Raw genomic sequence first — 13,491 nt, forward strand, 5'->3', positions numbered from 1 at the left:
GCGTTGTCATCTTTTGGCACCTTTCCGGAGGCCGAGATGGCCATGGTGTCGGAGCGGCCACCTCAATTTCGTCGTTCGCGTGCGAAAGGATGGTCCGTTTCGCTGTCGACGAGACGGAACCGGCACACACCTCCCGTGCCCGGTCCCGGTGAACCGTCCCTGCTCAGCACCGCCGGCGCCTCGGACCTGCGCGGAGGGACCATCTCCTTCTCCGGACGCGAAGCAGGTGGACTTCTTTCAGGAGCAGAACCGCGAACGGTCCCCGTTCAGCAGGACCAGAAGCCACTGTAGGCGACTGTCGGGCCGGACTCGATCTCGAAGGTCAGCCGGCTGTCGGACCGCCACCCCTCGACAGGATCGACCGCGAGCCGGAGCCCTTCGGTGGCATAGCCCGCCGCGCCCTGCGCCCGCTCGAGGGGGATGATCACCCCGTTCAGATGCACGGCGGCCCCGCTTTCGTCGGCCGCGGCGATCAGGACCGGATCCTCGGTGCGGGTGCGCCGGAAGTGGCAGGTGTCGCCCCCCGGCACGGCCTCTCCGGCCTCGTCCTCGGTCAGCGGCGCGAGATCGAGCTCCGCCAGCAGCGTGTTGTTCAGCGCATCCTCGACCGTGCCCGCCTGCGGCTCGGGGTCTTCGTAGATCTCGGTGACGACGCGGCCCGCATCGAGATCGGCGATCAGCGCGCGCATCTCGGCGATCTCCTTTTTCTGCGCGGCGCTGATCTCATGCGCCAGCTTGCCGACCCGCGCATCCTCGATATCCGCCCGTTCCGAGGTCATGATGGCGATGGAGTGGTGCGGGATCATCGCCCGCATGTAGCTTTCACCACCCACGGTGGCCTGGCTGCGCACAAGCCATAGCGACAGCGCGAAGACCACCACGCTCCCCGCGAAGATGCCGATGTTGACCTTCCGGCTGGGGTACATCGCGGCCATGTAGGCGAGCATCACGAAGGCCATCGTGGCGCCCATCAGGATCGCCATGTAGGTCCGGGTCTCGCTGAAGAACACGTGTTCGGCGGCGTATGTGTTGAGATACATCAGCACGAACATCACCACTGTCGAGGTGACGATCATCAGGGCGAAGCGCGTGTAGGTCATGTCTTACTCCTGTCTTTAGGGCGCCGCCGGGCCGGGCGGAGGCACCGGCGGGTGATGGTTTCGCCGTTCATGCGGTGCCCGAGATGCGGACGGGCGTGCCCTTGTAGGCCGGGGTCTGCGAATTCTTTTCGTGATAGCCGAGCGGCACCAGCGGGTTGAGTTCGGGGTAATAGCCCGCCACGCAGCCTGCGGGCAGGTCGTAGGCCGTCAGGGTGAGCCCGTCGACGCGCCGGCTGTGGCCGTCCTCGACCGCGCAGGTCAAGGCGATCTCCTGCCCCTCTTCCAGCCCCAGGCGGGCGATCTCGTCGCGGTTCATCAGCACGATCATGCGGCTCCCCTCGAGCCCGCGCAGCCGGTCCGAGAAGCCGTAGATCGTGGTGTTGAACTGGTCGTTCGAGCGCAGGGTGATCAGCGTCATCACCTCCTCGCCCGCGGGCGCCTCCCCCAGGGCCGAGAGGGTCGTGGGGGTGGTGAACTGCGCCTTGCCGCTTTCGGTCTTCCAGTCGCGGTTGCGGGCCGGGTTGCCGCGATAGAAGCCGCCCGGCTCGAACATCCGCGCGTTGAAATCCGCGAAATCGTCGGGATAGGTCTCGGCGATCAGGTCGCGGATGCGGTCGTAATTCGCCGTCCAGTCCCGCCACCTGAGTTTGGGGTTGTCGGGCAACGTGGCCTGCGCCAGGGCGCAAACGATGGCGGTCTCCGACATGACGTGCTCGCTCGGCGGGTCGCCCTCTCCGAGGGAGCCGTAGATGTGCGAGAGCGAATCCTCCATCGTCACCGCCTGCGGCCCCGAGGCCTGGATATCCTTGTCGGTGCGGCCGAGGCAGGGCAGCAGATAGCCGCTCGTGCCCGGCACCAGGTGCGAGCGGTTGAGCTTGGTCGAGATATGCACGGTGAGCGGCAATCGCGACCAGGCCTCTTCCATCCGCGCCCGGTCGGGCAAGGCGCGAACGAGATTTCCGCCGAGGCAGACCATCGCCTTCACCCGGCCCTCCAGAATGCCCTCGCAGGCGCCGACGGCATTCAGCCCGTCCTTTTCGGGCGGGTCGATGTCGAACATCTCCCGCAGCTTGTCCGCGGGCATGTGCGCCGCCTTCTCGCCCACGCCGACGGTGCGCTGGCCCTGCACGTTGGAATGGCCGCGCACGGGCGAGATGCCGGCGCCGACCTTGCCCATGTTGCCGCGCATCAGCAGCAGGTTGCACAGCATCCCGAGGTTCAGCCAGCCGTTCACGTGCTGCGTCAGGCCCATGCCATAGATGCCGATGGCCTTGTCGGCCGAAAGGTAGATCCCGGCCGCCTCCTCGATCATGGCGCGGGTGAGGCCCGAGTGGCGCTCGATCTCGTCCCAGGGGGCGGCGCGCACCGCCGTGACCATCTCGTCGTATCCGGTCGTCTCGGCCTCGATGAAGGCGCGGTCGATCACCGTGCCGGGGGCCGCGTCCTCGGCCGCCAGCACGCATTTCATCAGCCCTGCCAGCACGGCCACGTCACCGCCCGGGCGCAGCTGGTAATAGCGTTCGGAGATCTGCGTGCTCTGGCCGACGGTCATCTGCACCGGGTTCTGCGGATCGACGAATTCGATCAGGCCGCGCTCGCGCAGCGGGTTGAAGGTAACGATCCGGCAGCCGCGCTCGACCGCCGCCTTCAGCGTGTGGAGAAAGCGCGGCGAGTTCGAGCCGGTGTTCTGGCCGAAGAAGAAGATCGCGTCGCAATGGTCGAAATCCTCGAGCGTGCAGGTGCCGACGGGCGTGCCGATGAAGGTCTGCAGGTTCACGCTCGTCGTCTCGTGGCACATGTTCGACGACTGCGGCAGGTTCTGGTGCCCCATGGCCCGCGCGAAGAGGGCAAAGAGATAGGAGGCCTCGAGCCCGGCATGGCCCGAGGAATAGAATACCGCCTCTTCGGGCGGCATCGCGGCCAGTTCGCCGCCGATCGCGGCGAAAGCCTCGTCCCAGGATACCGGCACATAGCGGTCGCGGGCGGGGTCGTATTTCATCGGCTCGGTCAGCCGGCCCGCCTTCTCGAGGTCGTGGTCATGCCAGTTCCTGAGATCCGAGAGGGTGTGCTCTTCGAAGAAATCGCGGTCGGCGCGGGCCTTGTCCAGCTCCCACATGGTGGCCTTGGCTCCGTTCTCGCAGAATTCGAACGTGTGCGGCTTGGCCGGTTTCGCCCAGGCGCAGGAGGTGCACATCATGCCCCCCGCCTTGTTCTGGTTCGACAGGATCTTCAACGCCACGGCCGAAGGTTTGGTCGCGCCGAAAACGTGGCTTATGCCGTGCATCGAGCCCCAGCCGCCGGCGGCCTTGTCGTAGAAGGGGGTGTCCGGGTCCTGCGTCGTGCTGTCATGGGACGGGCGGCGGGTCGGGTCTGTCATGGGAACTCCTGCGGGGCATGCCTTACCTGTCAGGAACAGGCGAGGCGGCGGTCATGTTCCGAAACCGGTGCGATGCGGGTGCTGCCACGGGTCCCCTCTGGGCGGTGAGCGCGCGGCGGATCGCGCCCCCGTCCGGCCTGGAACCTTCGGGCCGCGCGTGCCGCGCCCTGTTCAGGTGGCCCTGCATCACTCCTCGGCAGCCCCGGCGTTTGACCCCGGCAGGGGCGTGTCGTCACGCTGCCAGGGCCGCTCCAGCCCCGCCTGCCGGCAGATGTCGCGCAGGGCCGTCTGCAGCCCCTCGGCCAGGACCGGGTGATAGAACGGCAGGTCAAGCATGTCCGAGGCGGTCATCTCGCACTGGATCGCCCAGGCCAGAAGATGCGCCAGCTGCTCGCCTCCCGGGGCGCAGAGGGACGCGCCCACCAGACGCCCGTCGCCGGCGCGGGCGTGGAGGCGTGCCAGCCCGTGGTTCCGCCCCTCGACCTTGGCGCGGCCCTGATCGGAAAAATCGATCTCGCCGCAGACATGGCCGTCGCCTTCCGGAATGGCCCCGATTACCGCCGCCTCCGGCCGGGTGAAGGAGATGCTCAGGGGGACCTTGCGTGCGGCCCGGCGCAGTTCGGGCCAGGCGGCGGCGTTGCGGCCCGCCACGGTGCCTTCGTCAGAGGCCTCGTGCAGCAGCGGCCGGTCGTGGTTGGCGTCCCCGGCGATGAAGACCGGCGCGTCGCCACACTGCATGGTCGCGGCATCGAAGACCGGCGTGCCGTGGTCGTCCAGCTCGAGCTCCGCCTTTTCCAGATCGAGCCCGGAGAGCGCGGGCGGGCGGCCGGCGGCGACCAGCAGCCGCGCAAAGCGCGCCTGCCCGCCGTCCCATTTCAGCGTGACGCCGTCCCCGTCGGCCGAGGGTTCGGGCTTGCAATCGAGATGGACGGGAAAGGACCGCGTCAGCACCTCGTGCAGAGCGTCGCTGGTGTCGGAGGGCAGACCGGCCAGCCGATCGCCCGCGTCGAAGACCTCCACCCTGACGCCCAACCGGTGCATCGCCTGGGCCATCTCCAGCCCCAGCGGGCCGGCGCCGATCACCCCGAGGCTCTCGGGCAGGTCCTCGAGCTCGAAGACCGTCTCGTTGGTCAGGACGCGGTCCCTGACGTCCTCGTAGGGGCCCGGCAGAGCCGGGGTGGCTCCGGTGGCAATGACCACCGCCCGTGCCTCGACCCTGTCGCCGGTGTCGAGCGCCAGGATGCCCGGCGCCTCGAAACGTGCGCGGGCTTTCAGGCAGGTGCCTTCGGGCAGCGCGTCGATGGACTGGCGGACGCCGCGGGCGAAATCGTCGCGCATGGCGCGCAGCCGGCGCAGAACCGCCGGCCCGTCGACCCGCGGCTCGGCCGTGATCCCGAACTCCCCGGCCTGCCTCGCGCCGTGCGCCGCATCGGCCGCGGCGATCAGCAGCTTGGAGGGCATGCAGCCCACCGTGGCGCAGGTCGTCCCCGCGAAGGCCGGGTCGATCAGCCGGGTGGTCGCCCCGGTCTCGCGCGCATGACGCTCTGCCGCGAGCCCGGCCGTGCCGGCGCCGATCACCGCGACATCGGTGGTGAATGTGGTCATCTGCCTGTCTCCTTCCGCTTGCAGATCCAACCGCGCGCCGCGGGTGAGGTTCCCCGCGCCGAGCCGGGCGCCACGGGGAGGCCTTGGAACAAAACCCCGCCCGCCGACTTCTAACCCAAAACCCCGAACCGGAGCGCAGGACCCCATGGCCGAGACACAGGGAAAAGTGAACGAAATGCTCGACGACCTTTCCCGCTGCGCCGAGCAGGGGGAAGAGGTGACCGTCGGACAGATCACCGAAAGCCTCGGCCATCGCGGCTTCGGCCCCTTTCTCGTGGTGCCCGCGCTGATCGAGATCACGCCCCTGGGCGGCATCCCCGGTGTCCCGAGCCTTCTGGCGCTGATCATCGTGCTTTTCGCTGGCCAAATCGCTCTGGGGCGCAAACACATGTGGCTGCCGGGATTCCTGGAACGGCGCGAGATCGAGGGCGACAAGGTCCGGAAGTCCGCGCAAAAGCTGCGCCCCCTCGCCCGCTGGCTGGACCGGTGGTTTCACGAGCGGCTTCCCCGCTTTGCCGGCTCGGGTTCGGCCCGGGTGGCTGCGGCGCTCGTCATCGCGCTCTGCCTGACGGTTCCGCCGCTCGAGCTGATCCCCTTTGCCAGCAGCGCGCCGATGCTCGCCATCGCCATGATCGGGCTGGCGCTGACCCTGAGGGACGGGGCGCTGATGCTCGCCGCCTATGCGGTGGCGGCCATCGGCTTCGTCGTGGTGGGGCAGATGTTGCTTTCCTGACCGCGCCTTCAAGGACCGGAAACGCCGGAGGGGCCGGTCGGGATACGGACAGGGAACGCAGCCGCCGCCCGCCGGTTGAATTCCCGATACACGAGAAGAGAGAGGATCACGCCATGAGCCGCGTCACACCGAACGGCAAGACCCCGCGCCGAAGCGCCACACCATCGCAGCTGCGCGAGGTGATCGACCGGGGTGGCGCCGGCGACAAGGTCGCCTTTTCCGATCCCGCCGCCGCGCCGCTGGGGACCGACGACGAGGCCGCCGGCACGCCCCCGAGCCCCGAACAGGTCGAGAAGGCCGCCGCCGCCGAGGCCCGCCGCGATCTGCCCGCCGACAGCAAGAAGGGCCCGGAGCAGCTTCAGGGGAACCGGTTGAAACCGGGCACCATCTCGCTGGTCGTGCTGGTGCTGATTGCCGTCCTCGCCCTTGTGGCCTGGCTGGCGTGACACGCACCGGAATGGGCAGGAGGCGGGGCACCTCGCCCCCGCGGGGATCCATTTCGCGCCGAGGGCGTTGATCGACAGCACCCAGCTCAGGCGCCTGTCCCCGGCCACAGGGACCACCGGGGGAGACGATCCCGTGGCGCCCGCCAGGCACGCGACCTCGAAAGACCGTCAGGCTGAACCAGAGAAAGGCACGAAGATGACGAGCGACACGACCAGGACCACGACCGGCAAGGGCGGCGAGACGCACCAGCAGGCGGGCGACGGACACGAAACCATGACCACCCAGGTGGGCACGCCCATCGCGGACGATCAGAACACGCTCAAGATCGCGCCCCGGGGCCCGAGCTTGATCGAGGACCAGATCTTTCGCGAAAAGCTCTTTCATTTCGATCACGAGCGCATCCCCGAGAGGGTCGTGCACGCCCGCGGCTACGGCGCCCACGGCACCTTCGAGCTGAAGGAGGATCTCTCCGACATCACCTGTGCCAAGGTGCTGACCGAAGTCGGCGAGAAGACCGAGGTCTTCGTGCGCTTCTCGACCGTCGCCGGCAACAAGGGGTCGCCGGATCTCGCCCGCGACGTGCGCGGCTTCGCCACCAAGTTCTACACCAAGGAAGGCAACTGGGATCTGGTGGGCAACAACATTCCCGTCTTCTTCATCCAGGACGCGATCAAGTTCCCCGACCTGATCCATGCCGCCAAGCAGGAACCCGACCGCGCCTTCCCGCAGGCGCAGACCGCGCATGACAACTTCTGGGATTTTATCTCGCTGATGCCCGAGTCGATCAACATGGCGCTCTGGATCATGTCCGACCGGACGATCCCGCGCTCGTTCCGCTTCATGGAAGGCTTCGGCGTGCACACCTTCCGGCTGGTGAATGCCGAGGGCAAGTCGACCTTCGTCAAGTTCCACTGGAAACCCCGGCAAGGGATGCAATCGGTGCTCTGGGACGAGGCGGTCAAGGTGAACGGCGCCGATCCCGACTTCCACCGCCGCGACCTCTGGGACGCGATCAACGCGGGCGACTACCCGCAATGGGACCTCGGGCTGCAGATCTTCGACGACGACTTTGCCGACAGGTTCGACTTCGATGTGCTGGATGCCACCAAGATCATTCCCGAGGAACAGGTGCCGGTGCGCAAGGTGGGCACGCTGACGCTGGACCGGATGCCCGACAACTTCTTCATGGACACCGAACAGGTGGCCTTCCAGACCGGCAACATCGTGCGCGGCATCGACCACTCGAACGACCCGCTGCTGCAGGGGCGCAACTTCTCGTATCTGGACACCCAGCTGAAACGGCTGGGCAGCCCGAACTTCAACCATATTCCCGTCAACGCTCCGAAATGCCCCTTCGCGCATCTCCAGCAGGACGGGCACATGGCGATGCACAACCCGCGCGGCCGCGCCAATTACGAGCCGAACAGTCATGGCGAGGGCCCGCGCGAGGACCCCGAACGGGGGTTCCGCTCCTATCCGGCCGAAGAGGCGGGCCCCAAGGAACGGGTGCGGTCCGAGACCTTCGCCGACCACTACAGCCAGGCGCGGCAGTTCTATCTTAGCCAGACCGACGTCGAGAAGGACCACATCGTCAACGCCTTCACCTTCGAATTGTCCAAGGTCGAGCGGCTGGCGATCCGCCAGCGCATGGTCTCGCACCTGCGCAACGTGGACGAGGGCCTCGCCGAGGCCGTGGCCGATAGCCTGGGGCTGGAAGAGATGCCCGTAGCGGCCGAGCCGGCCCGCCCGGTGATCGAAACGGAACCTTCCCCTGCCCTCAGCATCCTGAAGAACGCCCCCGACAGCTTTGCCGGGCGCAAGCTGGGCGTGCTGCTGACCGACGGGATCGATGCGGGTCTCTTCGACGCGCTGAAGGAGGCGGCCGAGGGCGCCGGCGCCATGGTCGAGGTGGTCGCGCAAAAGGTCGGCGGCGTCACTGCCGAAGGCGGCCGCAGGATCGAGGCCGATCAGAAGCTCGATGGCGCGCCCTCGGTGATCTACGACGCGGTGGCCGTGATCGCCTCGCCGGACGGTGCGAAGACGCTGGGCGGGATGCACGGGGCCAAGACCTTTCTGGCCGACGCCCGCGCACACATGAAGTTCATCGCGCTCTCGCCCGCCGCAAGAGAGGGGTTCTGGCCCGCCGCGGTCCCGGCAGAGCCCGACGAGGGCGTGCACACGCTGAACGATGCCGAGGCGGCCGGAAGCTTCCTGAAAGCCTGTGGCCGGCTGCGCTTCTGGGACCGGGCCGCCTGAGCCCGTTCCGTCCGCCGCGGCCCGCCGGTCGCGGCGGACGGACAGCCGCTCGGGCCGCCCCCACAAACGAAAGGAACTGACATGCTGAGATTGCTACTGGGTGCCGCGGCCGGGATACTGGCCTATCGCACTTACAAACGCACCCGCCCCTCGACCCCGCGCCACGTGCGCGATGCGGGGCCGGGCCAGATGCGGAACCCGCCCCGCCGCTGGGACATCGTCGACGAGACCGCCGACGAATCCTTTCCGGCGAGCGACCCGCCGGGCACCTACTGACCCGTTCGGCCCGGGGCCGGCCAAGCTGGCCCGCCCCGCCCGGGACCGCCGAGGTCGCGGGTGAGGCGGGCACGGCCGGTCCCGAGGCGGCGCGGGGCACGAGGCGGGCACGATGCGGGGACGACGCGTCATCTGCGCCGGACCCGATCCGGCGCCGCTCAGATCATGTCACGCGGTATGGTCTCGTTCCAGCTGAGGCAGCGCACGCGCGCGCCGCCCTCCCAGGCGTCGAGTTCGGCCGTCAGATAGAAGTTGTCGCGATCCGAGGTCAGCCGCGTCCGGGTCCGCGTCTCGATCTTCCAGTCGCCGCGTTCCAGCGTGCGCACCCATTCCGTCTCGCCCGTGGGCGAGGTGAAATCTCCGGGACGGGCGCCGTACCGCTCGACCGCGCGGGCGCCCGTGGTCAGATCGATGTCGTCCAGCCGCATCACGCCGCGATCGTCGGTCACGCGCAGTTCGGTCCAGCGGCGGCCGAGGTCCTGCCGGATCATCCATTCATGCTCCGGCGGCGCAAGCGAAGTGACCCTGGGTCCGGGCGCCTGCACCGGTTCTCCGAATTCGGGGACGGTGGCATCCGGGTCCGCCGGGCGGCAGGGCAGCGTCAAGGCGCTCTTTTCGGTACGGATGGTCAGGCGCACCGGCTCGGGCGGCGTCCAGGCCAGCGGCCAGTAGACCGTCGAGATCGACAGGCGCACGCGGTGTCCCTTGGGGATCCGCTGCGCGATATAGCACAGCGGCACCCGCACCCGGTAGAAACGACCCGGCTCCAGTTCCCCGGGATGGTCGCGGCTGCCGTGGTGGGTGAGGTTGAGCATGCCGTATGTGACCCGCGTCACCTGGTGATCGGGGCGCATGTCCGACAGACGCACGGCCACCATGGCGACGGGGCGGTCGCTGGCGAGTTCCAGTTCGACCTCCGGCGCGCCCAGAAGTTCCATGTCCTCTTCCAGCGGATCGGTCTGGAACACCAGCGCGCCGCCGTCGTCCGCGCGCTGGTCGCCCGCCAGGTCCGGGCCGTTGGCGTAAGAGCACCATTTTCCGGAGTGCAGCCCGAGCGTCACCGGCGACTGCACGTCCAGGTCGACCTCGGGCTCGCCCTCAGCGGGGTCCGGACCCTCGAACCGAAGGGTGCGGCCCTCGGCGATGACATAGCGTTCTCGGTGGATATCCGGCGCGGGCCAGGTGCCTTCGGTCACCCATCTGCCGGGCCGCATGTCGTATTCGGGGTTGGGCGGGGCGCTGTCCTGCATCCAGGCGCAGATCATCGGGTCCTCGTCGACGCCGGTGTCGATGCCCTTCAGCCAGCGGTCCCACCAGCGCAGCAGTTCGGACAGGAAGTCGATCGCCGGGCCGGGGCGGCCGAAGTGGGGGTAGATGTGCCCCCATGGCCCGACCAGCCCCTTTCGCGGCACGTCGAGATGCTCCATCAGGCGGAAGACGGAATTGGTGTAGCCGTCCGCCCAGCCGCTGACGGCGAAGACCGGCACCTTTATCGCGGAGTAGTCCTCGCGCACCGAGCCGTGGCGCCAGTAGGCATCTCTGCGCTGGTGCTGCAGCCAGGTCTTCAGCCACAGGCCCGAGCCGTCGAGCCGCTCCAGCCACATGTCGCGCCAGCGCTCTCCCACCAGCGCGGGATCGGGCGGCATGGTATTGTAGGAGAACATGACCGAGGACCAGCTGAGGTTGTCGCCCAGCAGGCAGCCGCCCATGTGGTGGATGTCGTCGGAATAACGGTCGTCGGTCGAGGACATGGTGACCACCGCCTTCAGCGGCTCGGGCTGGAGCGCGGCGATCTGAAGTCCGTTGAAGCCGCCCCAGGAGATGCCCATCATTCCGATATTGCCGTCGCACCAGGGCTGATCGGCGATCCAGTGCAGCGCCGCCACCCCGTCGTCCAGTTCGCTCTGGAGGTATTCGTCGGTCAGCACCCCCTCGCTCTCGCCGCTGCCGCGGATGTCGAGCCGCACACAGGCATAGCCGTGACCGGCAAGATAGGGATGCGTATGTTCGTCCCGCACCGAGGTGCCGAAACGCTTGCGGTAGGGTATGTATTCCAGGATCGCCGGCACCGGATGCCGCCCGGATCCCTTGGGCCGCCAGATCCGGGCCGCCAGGTGCAGCCCGTCCGTGACGGGGATGAACACGTTCTCTTCCTCGATGATCTCCTGCGGAAATTCGCGAATGGTCTTCATCTCGCCTCCTGGCCTGATCGTGTGTCGGCGGGGTCTCAGCGCACGCGGTGGCGCGGCATCGGCTGGATCATGAAAGCCAGCGAGTCCCGGCAGCGGTCATGGGCATCCTCGATGAACTCGGCGTCCCGGCCACCGAGAAAGATGTCCATCAGCTCGAAGGAATAGCTGTCCTGATCGGCGAGATCGGCAAGGTTCTGATTCTCCTCGACCAGGATCTGGACCACGATATCGGGCAGGAGGGCGCGTAGGCGGTCGATCTCGTCCTCGCGCGGGACGCGGCGTACGATGCCGTTCGCCTCGTGGCTGCGCACCATGAACTTGGCCGCCATCGGGCTGGTGCCCTTGCGCGCCGGGGCGTCGGGCGTCTGGCCGAGGGCCAGCTGGATCGCCTGCTTGTGATGCGTGCAGCCGTCGACCATCTCGAAGAGCGGCGAATGCGACTTCGACAGGCGCGGATTGATCTCGAGCAGGTTCAGCCGGCCCGAATCCGGGTCGTGAAAGAATTCGACGTTGAAAGGGCCGTTGTCGAACTCCACCTGCCTGAGCACCTTCTCGACCTGCTCGCGCCCTGCCTCGATGACCGTCTCCGGCAGTTCGGCGGGATAATGATAGCTCGACAGGCTCGACATGTGCTTGCCGGTGCGCCGCGTCTCGATCGTGCCATAGGCGGTGGCCTTGCCGTCGTGGACGTAGCCCTCGATGGTGAACAGCTGCTCTTCGGTGATCAGCTCCTCGGCGATGGCATAGTTGCCGTCGACATTGTCCGGCGGGCGCACGCCGTCCGAGAGATGCGCCAGGAAGGCGTTGAAGGGCTCTCCGTAGCGGTGGATGGCCTGACGGCAGGCATGAAGGGCGCGGCCGTATTCCGAGGGTTCGCGCACGCGGAAGCCCAGCATCGAGGAATGTCCCTTGACCGGTTTCAGCCAGAAGGGGAACTTCATCGGCGGCTTGTCGGCGGCGTCCAGCGCGAAGGGATTGACCGCCCGCACCTCGGGCGTCTTTTCCGGCATCACCTCGCGCTGGCTTTCGCGCATCCAGAACTTGTGTTCGCAGCGAGCGACCGCCTCGGGCGAGGCGCCCGTCAGCCCGTAGTGGCGGCACAGCAGGCTGACCACCGCGGTCACCGGGAAATCCAGATGGCCGACGATCGCATCCGGCGGACGGTCGAAGCCGTCGATGATGGCGCGCGCCTTGTCATAGAGCGCGTCGAAATCGAACGTGCCCCGGTGCGGCTGCACATCGGTGCGATGCAGAACCTGCTCGAGCTGCCAGTCCTCGGCTTCCGGCACGCGGCCGATCATCGCCTGATGGAAGTCGTCGGATCCGACGATGCAGACGAGTTTTCTCTTGCGCGATCCAGTCGCTGCGGGTCGTTTTGCCATTTGGATTCCCTCCGGTAGGGGCGTCAGCCCAGTGCACGCAAAACGGCACCGGCCCCTCTCGCGTTCCGAGGTCGGTGCTCGGCAACGCGTTTTTCCGCTGCCTGCCCTTTTGGCTGGAACATGCGGCCGCCCGGGCTGTTTCCGCCCCGACAGACACGGGCGCCGGGCCCCCGGCGACCCGCCGGCATCCAATGCCAGAAGCGATGGAGGTACCCATGCAAACCGACAGTCTGAAAGCGCTCTATTTCACCGAACTGCAGGAGGCCGCCTCGTTCGAGGCACAGTTCGCCGAGGCGCTGCCCCGTTTCGCCGAGAAAGCCAACGATCCGTCCCTGCGCGAGGTCCTGTCCGACGACATGCCCGCGGCGCGCCGGCACGCGCAACAGCTGAGCGGTCTGCTCGAGATGCACGAGGTCGCCGACCGCGGCCACACTGACGGCTCGATGCGGGCGATCCTGCGCGAAGCCCTCGACTGGGTGGAAGACATCGCCGACCCGGCAGTGCGGGATGCGGCGCTGATCGCGTCGGTCCAGCGCATCCTGCACTATGGCATGGCGGTCCACGGCTCGCTCGCCGGCTGGGCACGACAGCTGGACCTTGCCGACCGGGAAACCCTGGAAGCGGCGGTCGAGGAAGCGCGCGGTGCCGATGCCCGGCTGACCGAGATCGCGCAAGGCAAGGTCAACGCCGAGGCGGCCTGACCGGGCAGAGCAATGGCCCGCTTCACCGTCTTCGGCGGCACCGGGTTTCTCGGCAGCCGCATCGTCCGCCACCTGGTGCGCGACGGGCACCAGGTGCGTGTCGCGGCCCGCCACCCGGAGCATGTCGCCGCGGCGGAGAATATCACGCCGGTCCGGGCCGACATCCGGCGCCCCGACACGCTCGAGCCGGCGCTGGACGGGGCCGAGGGCGCGGTCAACGCCGTCAGTCTCTATGTCGAGCATGGCGGAACCACATTCGATGCGATCCATGTCGAGGGGGCCGCCCGGCTGGCGGAGGCGGCGCGAGAGGCCGGGCTTTGCCGATACATTCATGTTTCCGGGATCGGTGCCGACGCCGGCTCCTCCGATGCCTTCATCCGGTCGCGAGGCCGGGGCGAGGCGGCCGTGCGCGCCGCCTGCCC

Annotated in this window: 10 protein-coding genes and 1 pseudogene; 6 read left to right on the forward strand and 5 right to left on the reverse strand. The window is 68.0% G+C overall.

Annotation, left to right across the window (positions count from 1 at the left end; translation table 11 throughout):
- Positions 1-266 precede the first annotated feature (266 nt).
- From OB2597_RS05175 to OB2597_RS05185, 3 genes are all read right to left on the reverse strand, one after another.
- Entirely contained in the window at positions 267-1,100 is an 834-nt protein-coding gene (locus tag OB2597_RS05175) for a DUF305 domain-containing protein (RefSeq protein WP_009804470.1), read from the reverse strand.
- Between the two features lie 67 nt (positions 1,101-1,167).
- Positions 1,168-3,477, reverse strand: coding sequence for an FdhF/YdeP family oxidoreductase (locus OB2597_RS05180; RefSeq protein ID WP_009804471.1), 2,310 nt, complete (start codon positions 3,475-3,477; stop codon positions 1,168-1,170).
- A gap of 186 nt (positions 3,478-3,663) precedes the next feature.
- Positions 3,664-5,082: a dihydrolipoyl dehydrogenase gene (locus tag OB2597_RS05185; RefSeq protein ID WP_009804472.1), complete on the reverse strand. Its 1,419-nt coding sequence runs from the start codon at positions 5,080-5,082 to the stop codon at positions 3,664-3,666.
- Positions 5,083-5,227: 145 nt separating this feature from the next.
- On the opposite strand from OB2597_RS05185, the gene OB2597_RS05190 reads away from it, so the two are divergent.
- The 4 genes from OB2597_RS05190 (at position 5,228) to OB2597_RS05205 (ending at position 8,794) form a co-directional block, all read left to right on the forward strand.
- On the forward strand, positions 5,228-5,815 hold the full coding sequence (locus OB2597_RS05190) for an exopolysaccharide biosynthesis protein (RefSeq protein WP_009804473.1): 588 nt from the start codon (positions 5,228-5,230) through the stop codon (positions 5,813-5,815).
- A 113-nt stretch (positions 5,816-5,928) separates the two neighbouring features.
- A complete protein-coding gene (locus OB2597_RS05195; protein ID WP_009804474.1) occupies positions 5,929-6,261 on the forward strand; it encodes a hypothetical protein in 333 nt (110 codons plus the stop codon).
- Between the two features lie 196 nt (positions 6,262-6,457).
- Entirely contained in the window at positions 6,458-8,518 is a 2,061-nt protein-coding gene (locus OB2597_RS05200) for a catalase (RefSeq protein ID WP_009804475.1), read from the forward strand.
- A gap of 81 nt (positions 8,519-8,599) precedes the next feature.
- Positions 8,600-8,794, forward strand: coding sequence for a hypothetical protein (locus OB2597_RS05205; RefSeq protein ID WP_009804476.1), 195 nt, complete (start codon positions 8,600-8,602; stop codon positions 8,792-8,794).
- 158 nt (positions 8,795-8,952) lie between these two features.
- Here the strand turns inward: OB2597_RS05205 and OB2597_RS05210 are convergent, their stop codons facing one another.
- Together OB2597_RS05210 and OB2597_RS05215 are read right to left on the reverse strand one after the other, a co-directional pair.
- Entirely contained in the window at positions 8,953-10,986 is a 2,034-nt protein-coding gene (locus OB2597_RS05210) for a CocE/NonD family hydrolase (protein ID WP_009804477.1), read from the reverse strand.
- Between the two features lie 35 nt (positions 10,987-11,021).
- Complete coding sequence (locus tag OB2597_RS05215; RefSeq protein WP_009804478.1) at positions 11,022-12,368, reverse strand: ATP-grasp domain-containing protein; 1,347 nt, start codon at positions 12,366-12,368, stop codon at positions 11,022-11,024.
- 215 nt (positions 12,369-12,583) lie between these two features.
- On the opposite strand from OB2597_RS05215, the gene OB2597_RS05220 reads away from it, so the two are divergent.
- Complete coding sequence (locus OB2597_RS05220; RefSeq protein ID WP_009804479.1) at positions 12,584-13,069, forward strand: YciE/YciF ferroxidase family protein; 486 nt, start codon at positions 12,584-12,586, stop codon at positions 13,067-13,069.
- A 12-nt stretch (positions 13,070-13,081) separates the two neighbouring features.
- Positions 13,082-13,474: pseudogene (locus tag OB2597_RS22730) on the forward strand (NAD(P)H-binding protein); the annotation flags it as partial.
- Positions 13,475-13,491 lie beyond the last annotated feature (17 nt).

Source organism: Pseudooceanicola batsensis HTCC2597 (assembly GCF_000152725.1).
Classification (GTDB): Bacteria; Pseudomonadota; Alphaproteobacteria; order Rhodobacterales; family Rhodobacteraceae; genus Pseudooceanicola; species Pseudooceanicola batsensis.

Excerpts from the sequence above, each read along its gene's own strand:
- OB2597_RS05180 (WP_009804471.1), bottom strand. The coding sequence starts at position 3,477 with ATGACAGACCCGACCCGCCGCCCGTCCCATGACAGCACGACGCAGGAC.
- OB2597_RS05185 (WP_009804472.1), bottom strand. The coding sequence starts at position 5,082 with ATGACCACATTCACCACCGATGTCGCGGTGATCGGCGCCGGCACGGCC.
- OB2597_RS05215 (WP_009804478.1), bottom strand. The coding sequence starts at position 12,368 with ATGGCAAAACGACCCGCAGCGACTGGATCGCGCAAGAGAAAACTCGTC.
- OB2597_RS05210 (WP_009804477.1), bottom strand. The coding sequence starts at position 10,986 with ATGAAGACCATTCGCGAATTTCCGCAGGAGATCATCGAGGAAGAGAAC.
- OB2597_RS05220 (WP_009804479.1), top strand. The coding sequence starts at position 12,584 with ATGCAAACCGACAGTCTGAAAGCGCTCTATTTCACCGAACTGCAGGAG.
- OB2597_RS05205 (WP_009804476.1), top strand. The coding sequence starts at position 8,600 with ATGCTGAGATTGCTACTGGGTGCCGCGGCCGGGATACTGGCCTATCGC.
- OB2597_RS05190 (WP_009804473.1), top strand. The coding sequence starts at position 5,228 with ATGGCCGAGACACAGGGAAAAGTGAACGAAATGCTCGACGACCTTTCC.
- OB2597_RS05175 (WP_009804470.1), bottom strand. The coding sequence starts at position 1,100 with ATGACCTACACGCGCTTCGCCCTGATGATCGTCACCTCGACAGTGGTG.
- OB2597_RS05195 (WP_009804474.1), top strand. The coding sequence starts at position 5,929 with ATGAGCCGCGTCACACCGAACGGCAAGACCCCGCGCCGAAGCGCCACA.
- OB2597_RS05200 (WP_009804475.1), top strand. The coding sequence starts at position 6,458 with ATGACGAGCGACACGACCAGGACCACGACCGGCAAGGGCGGCGAGACG.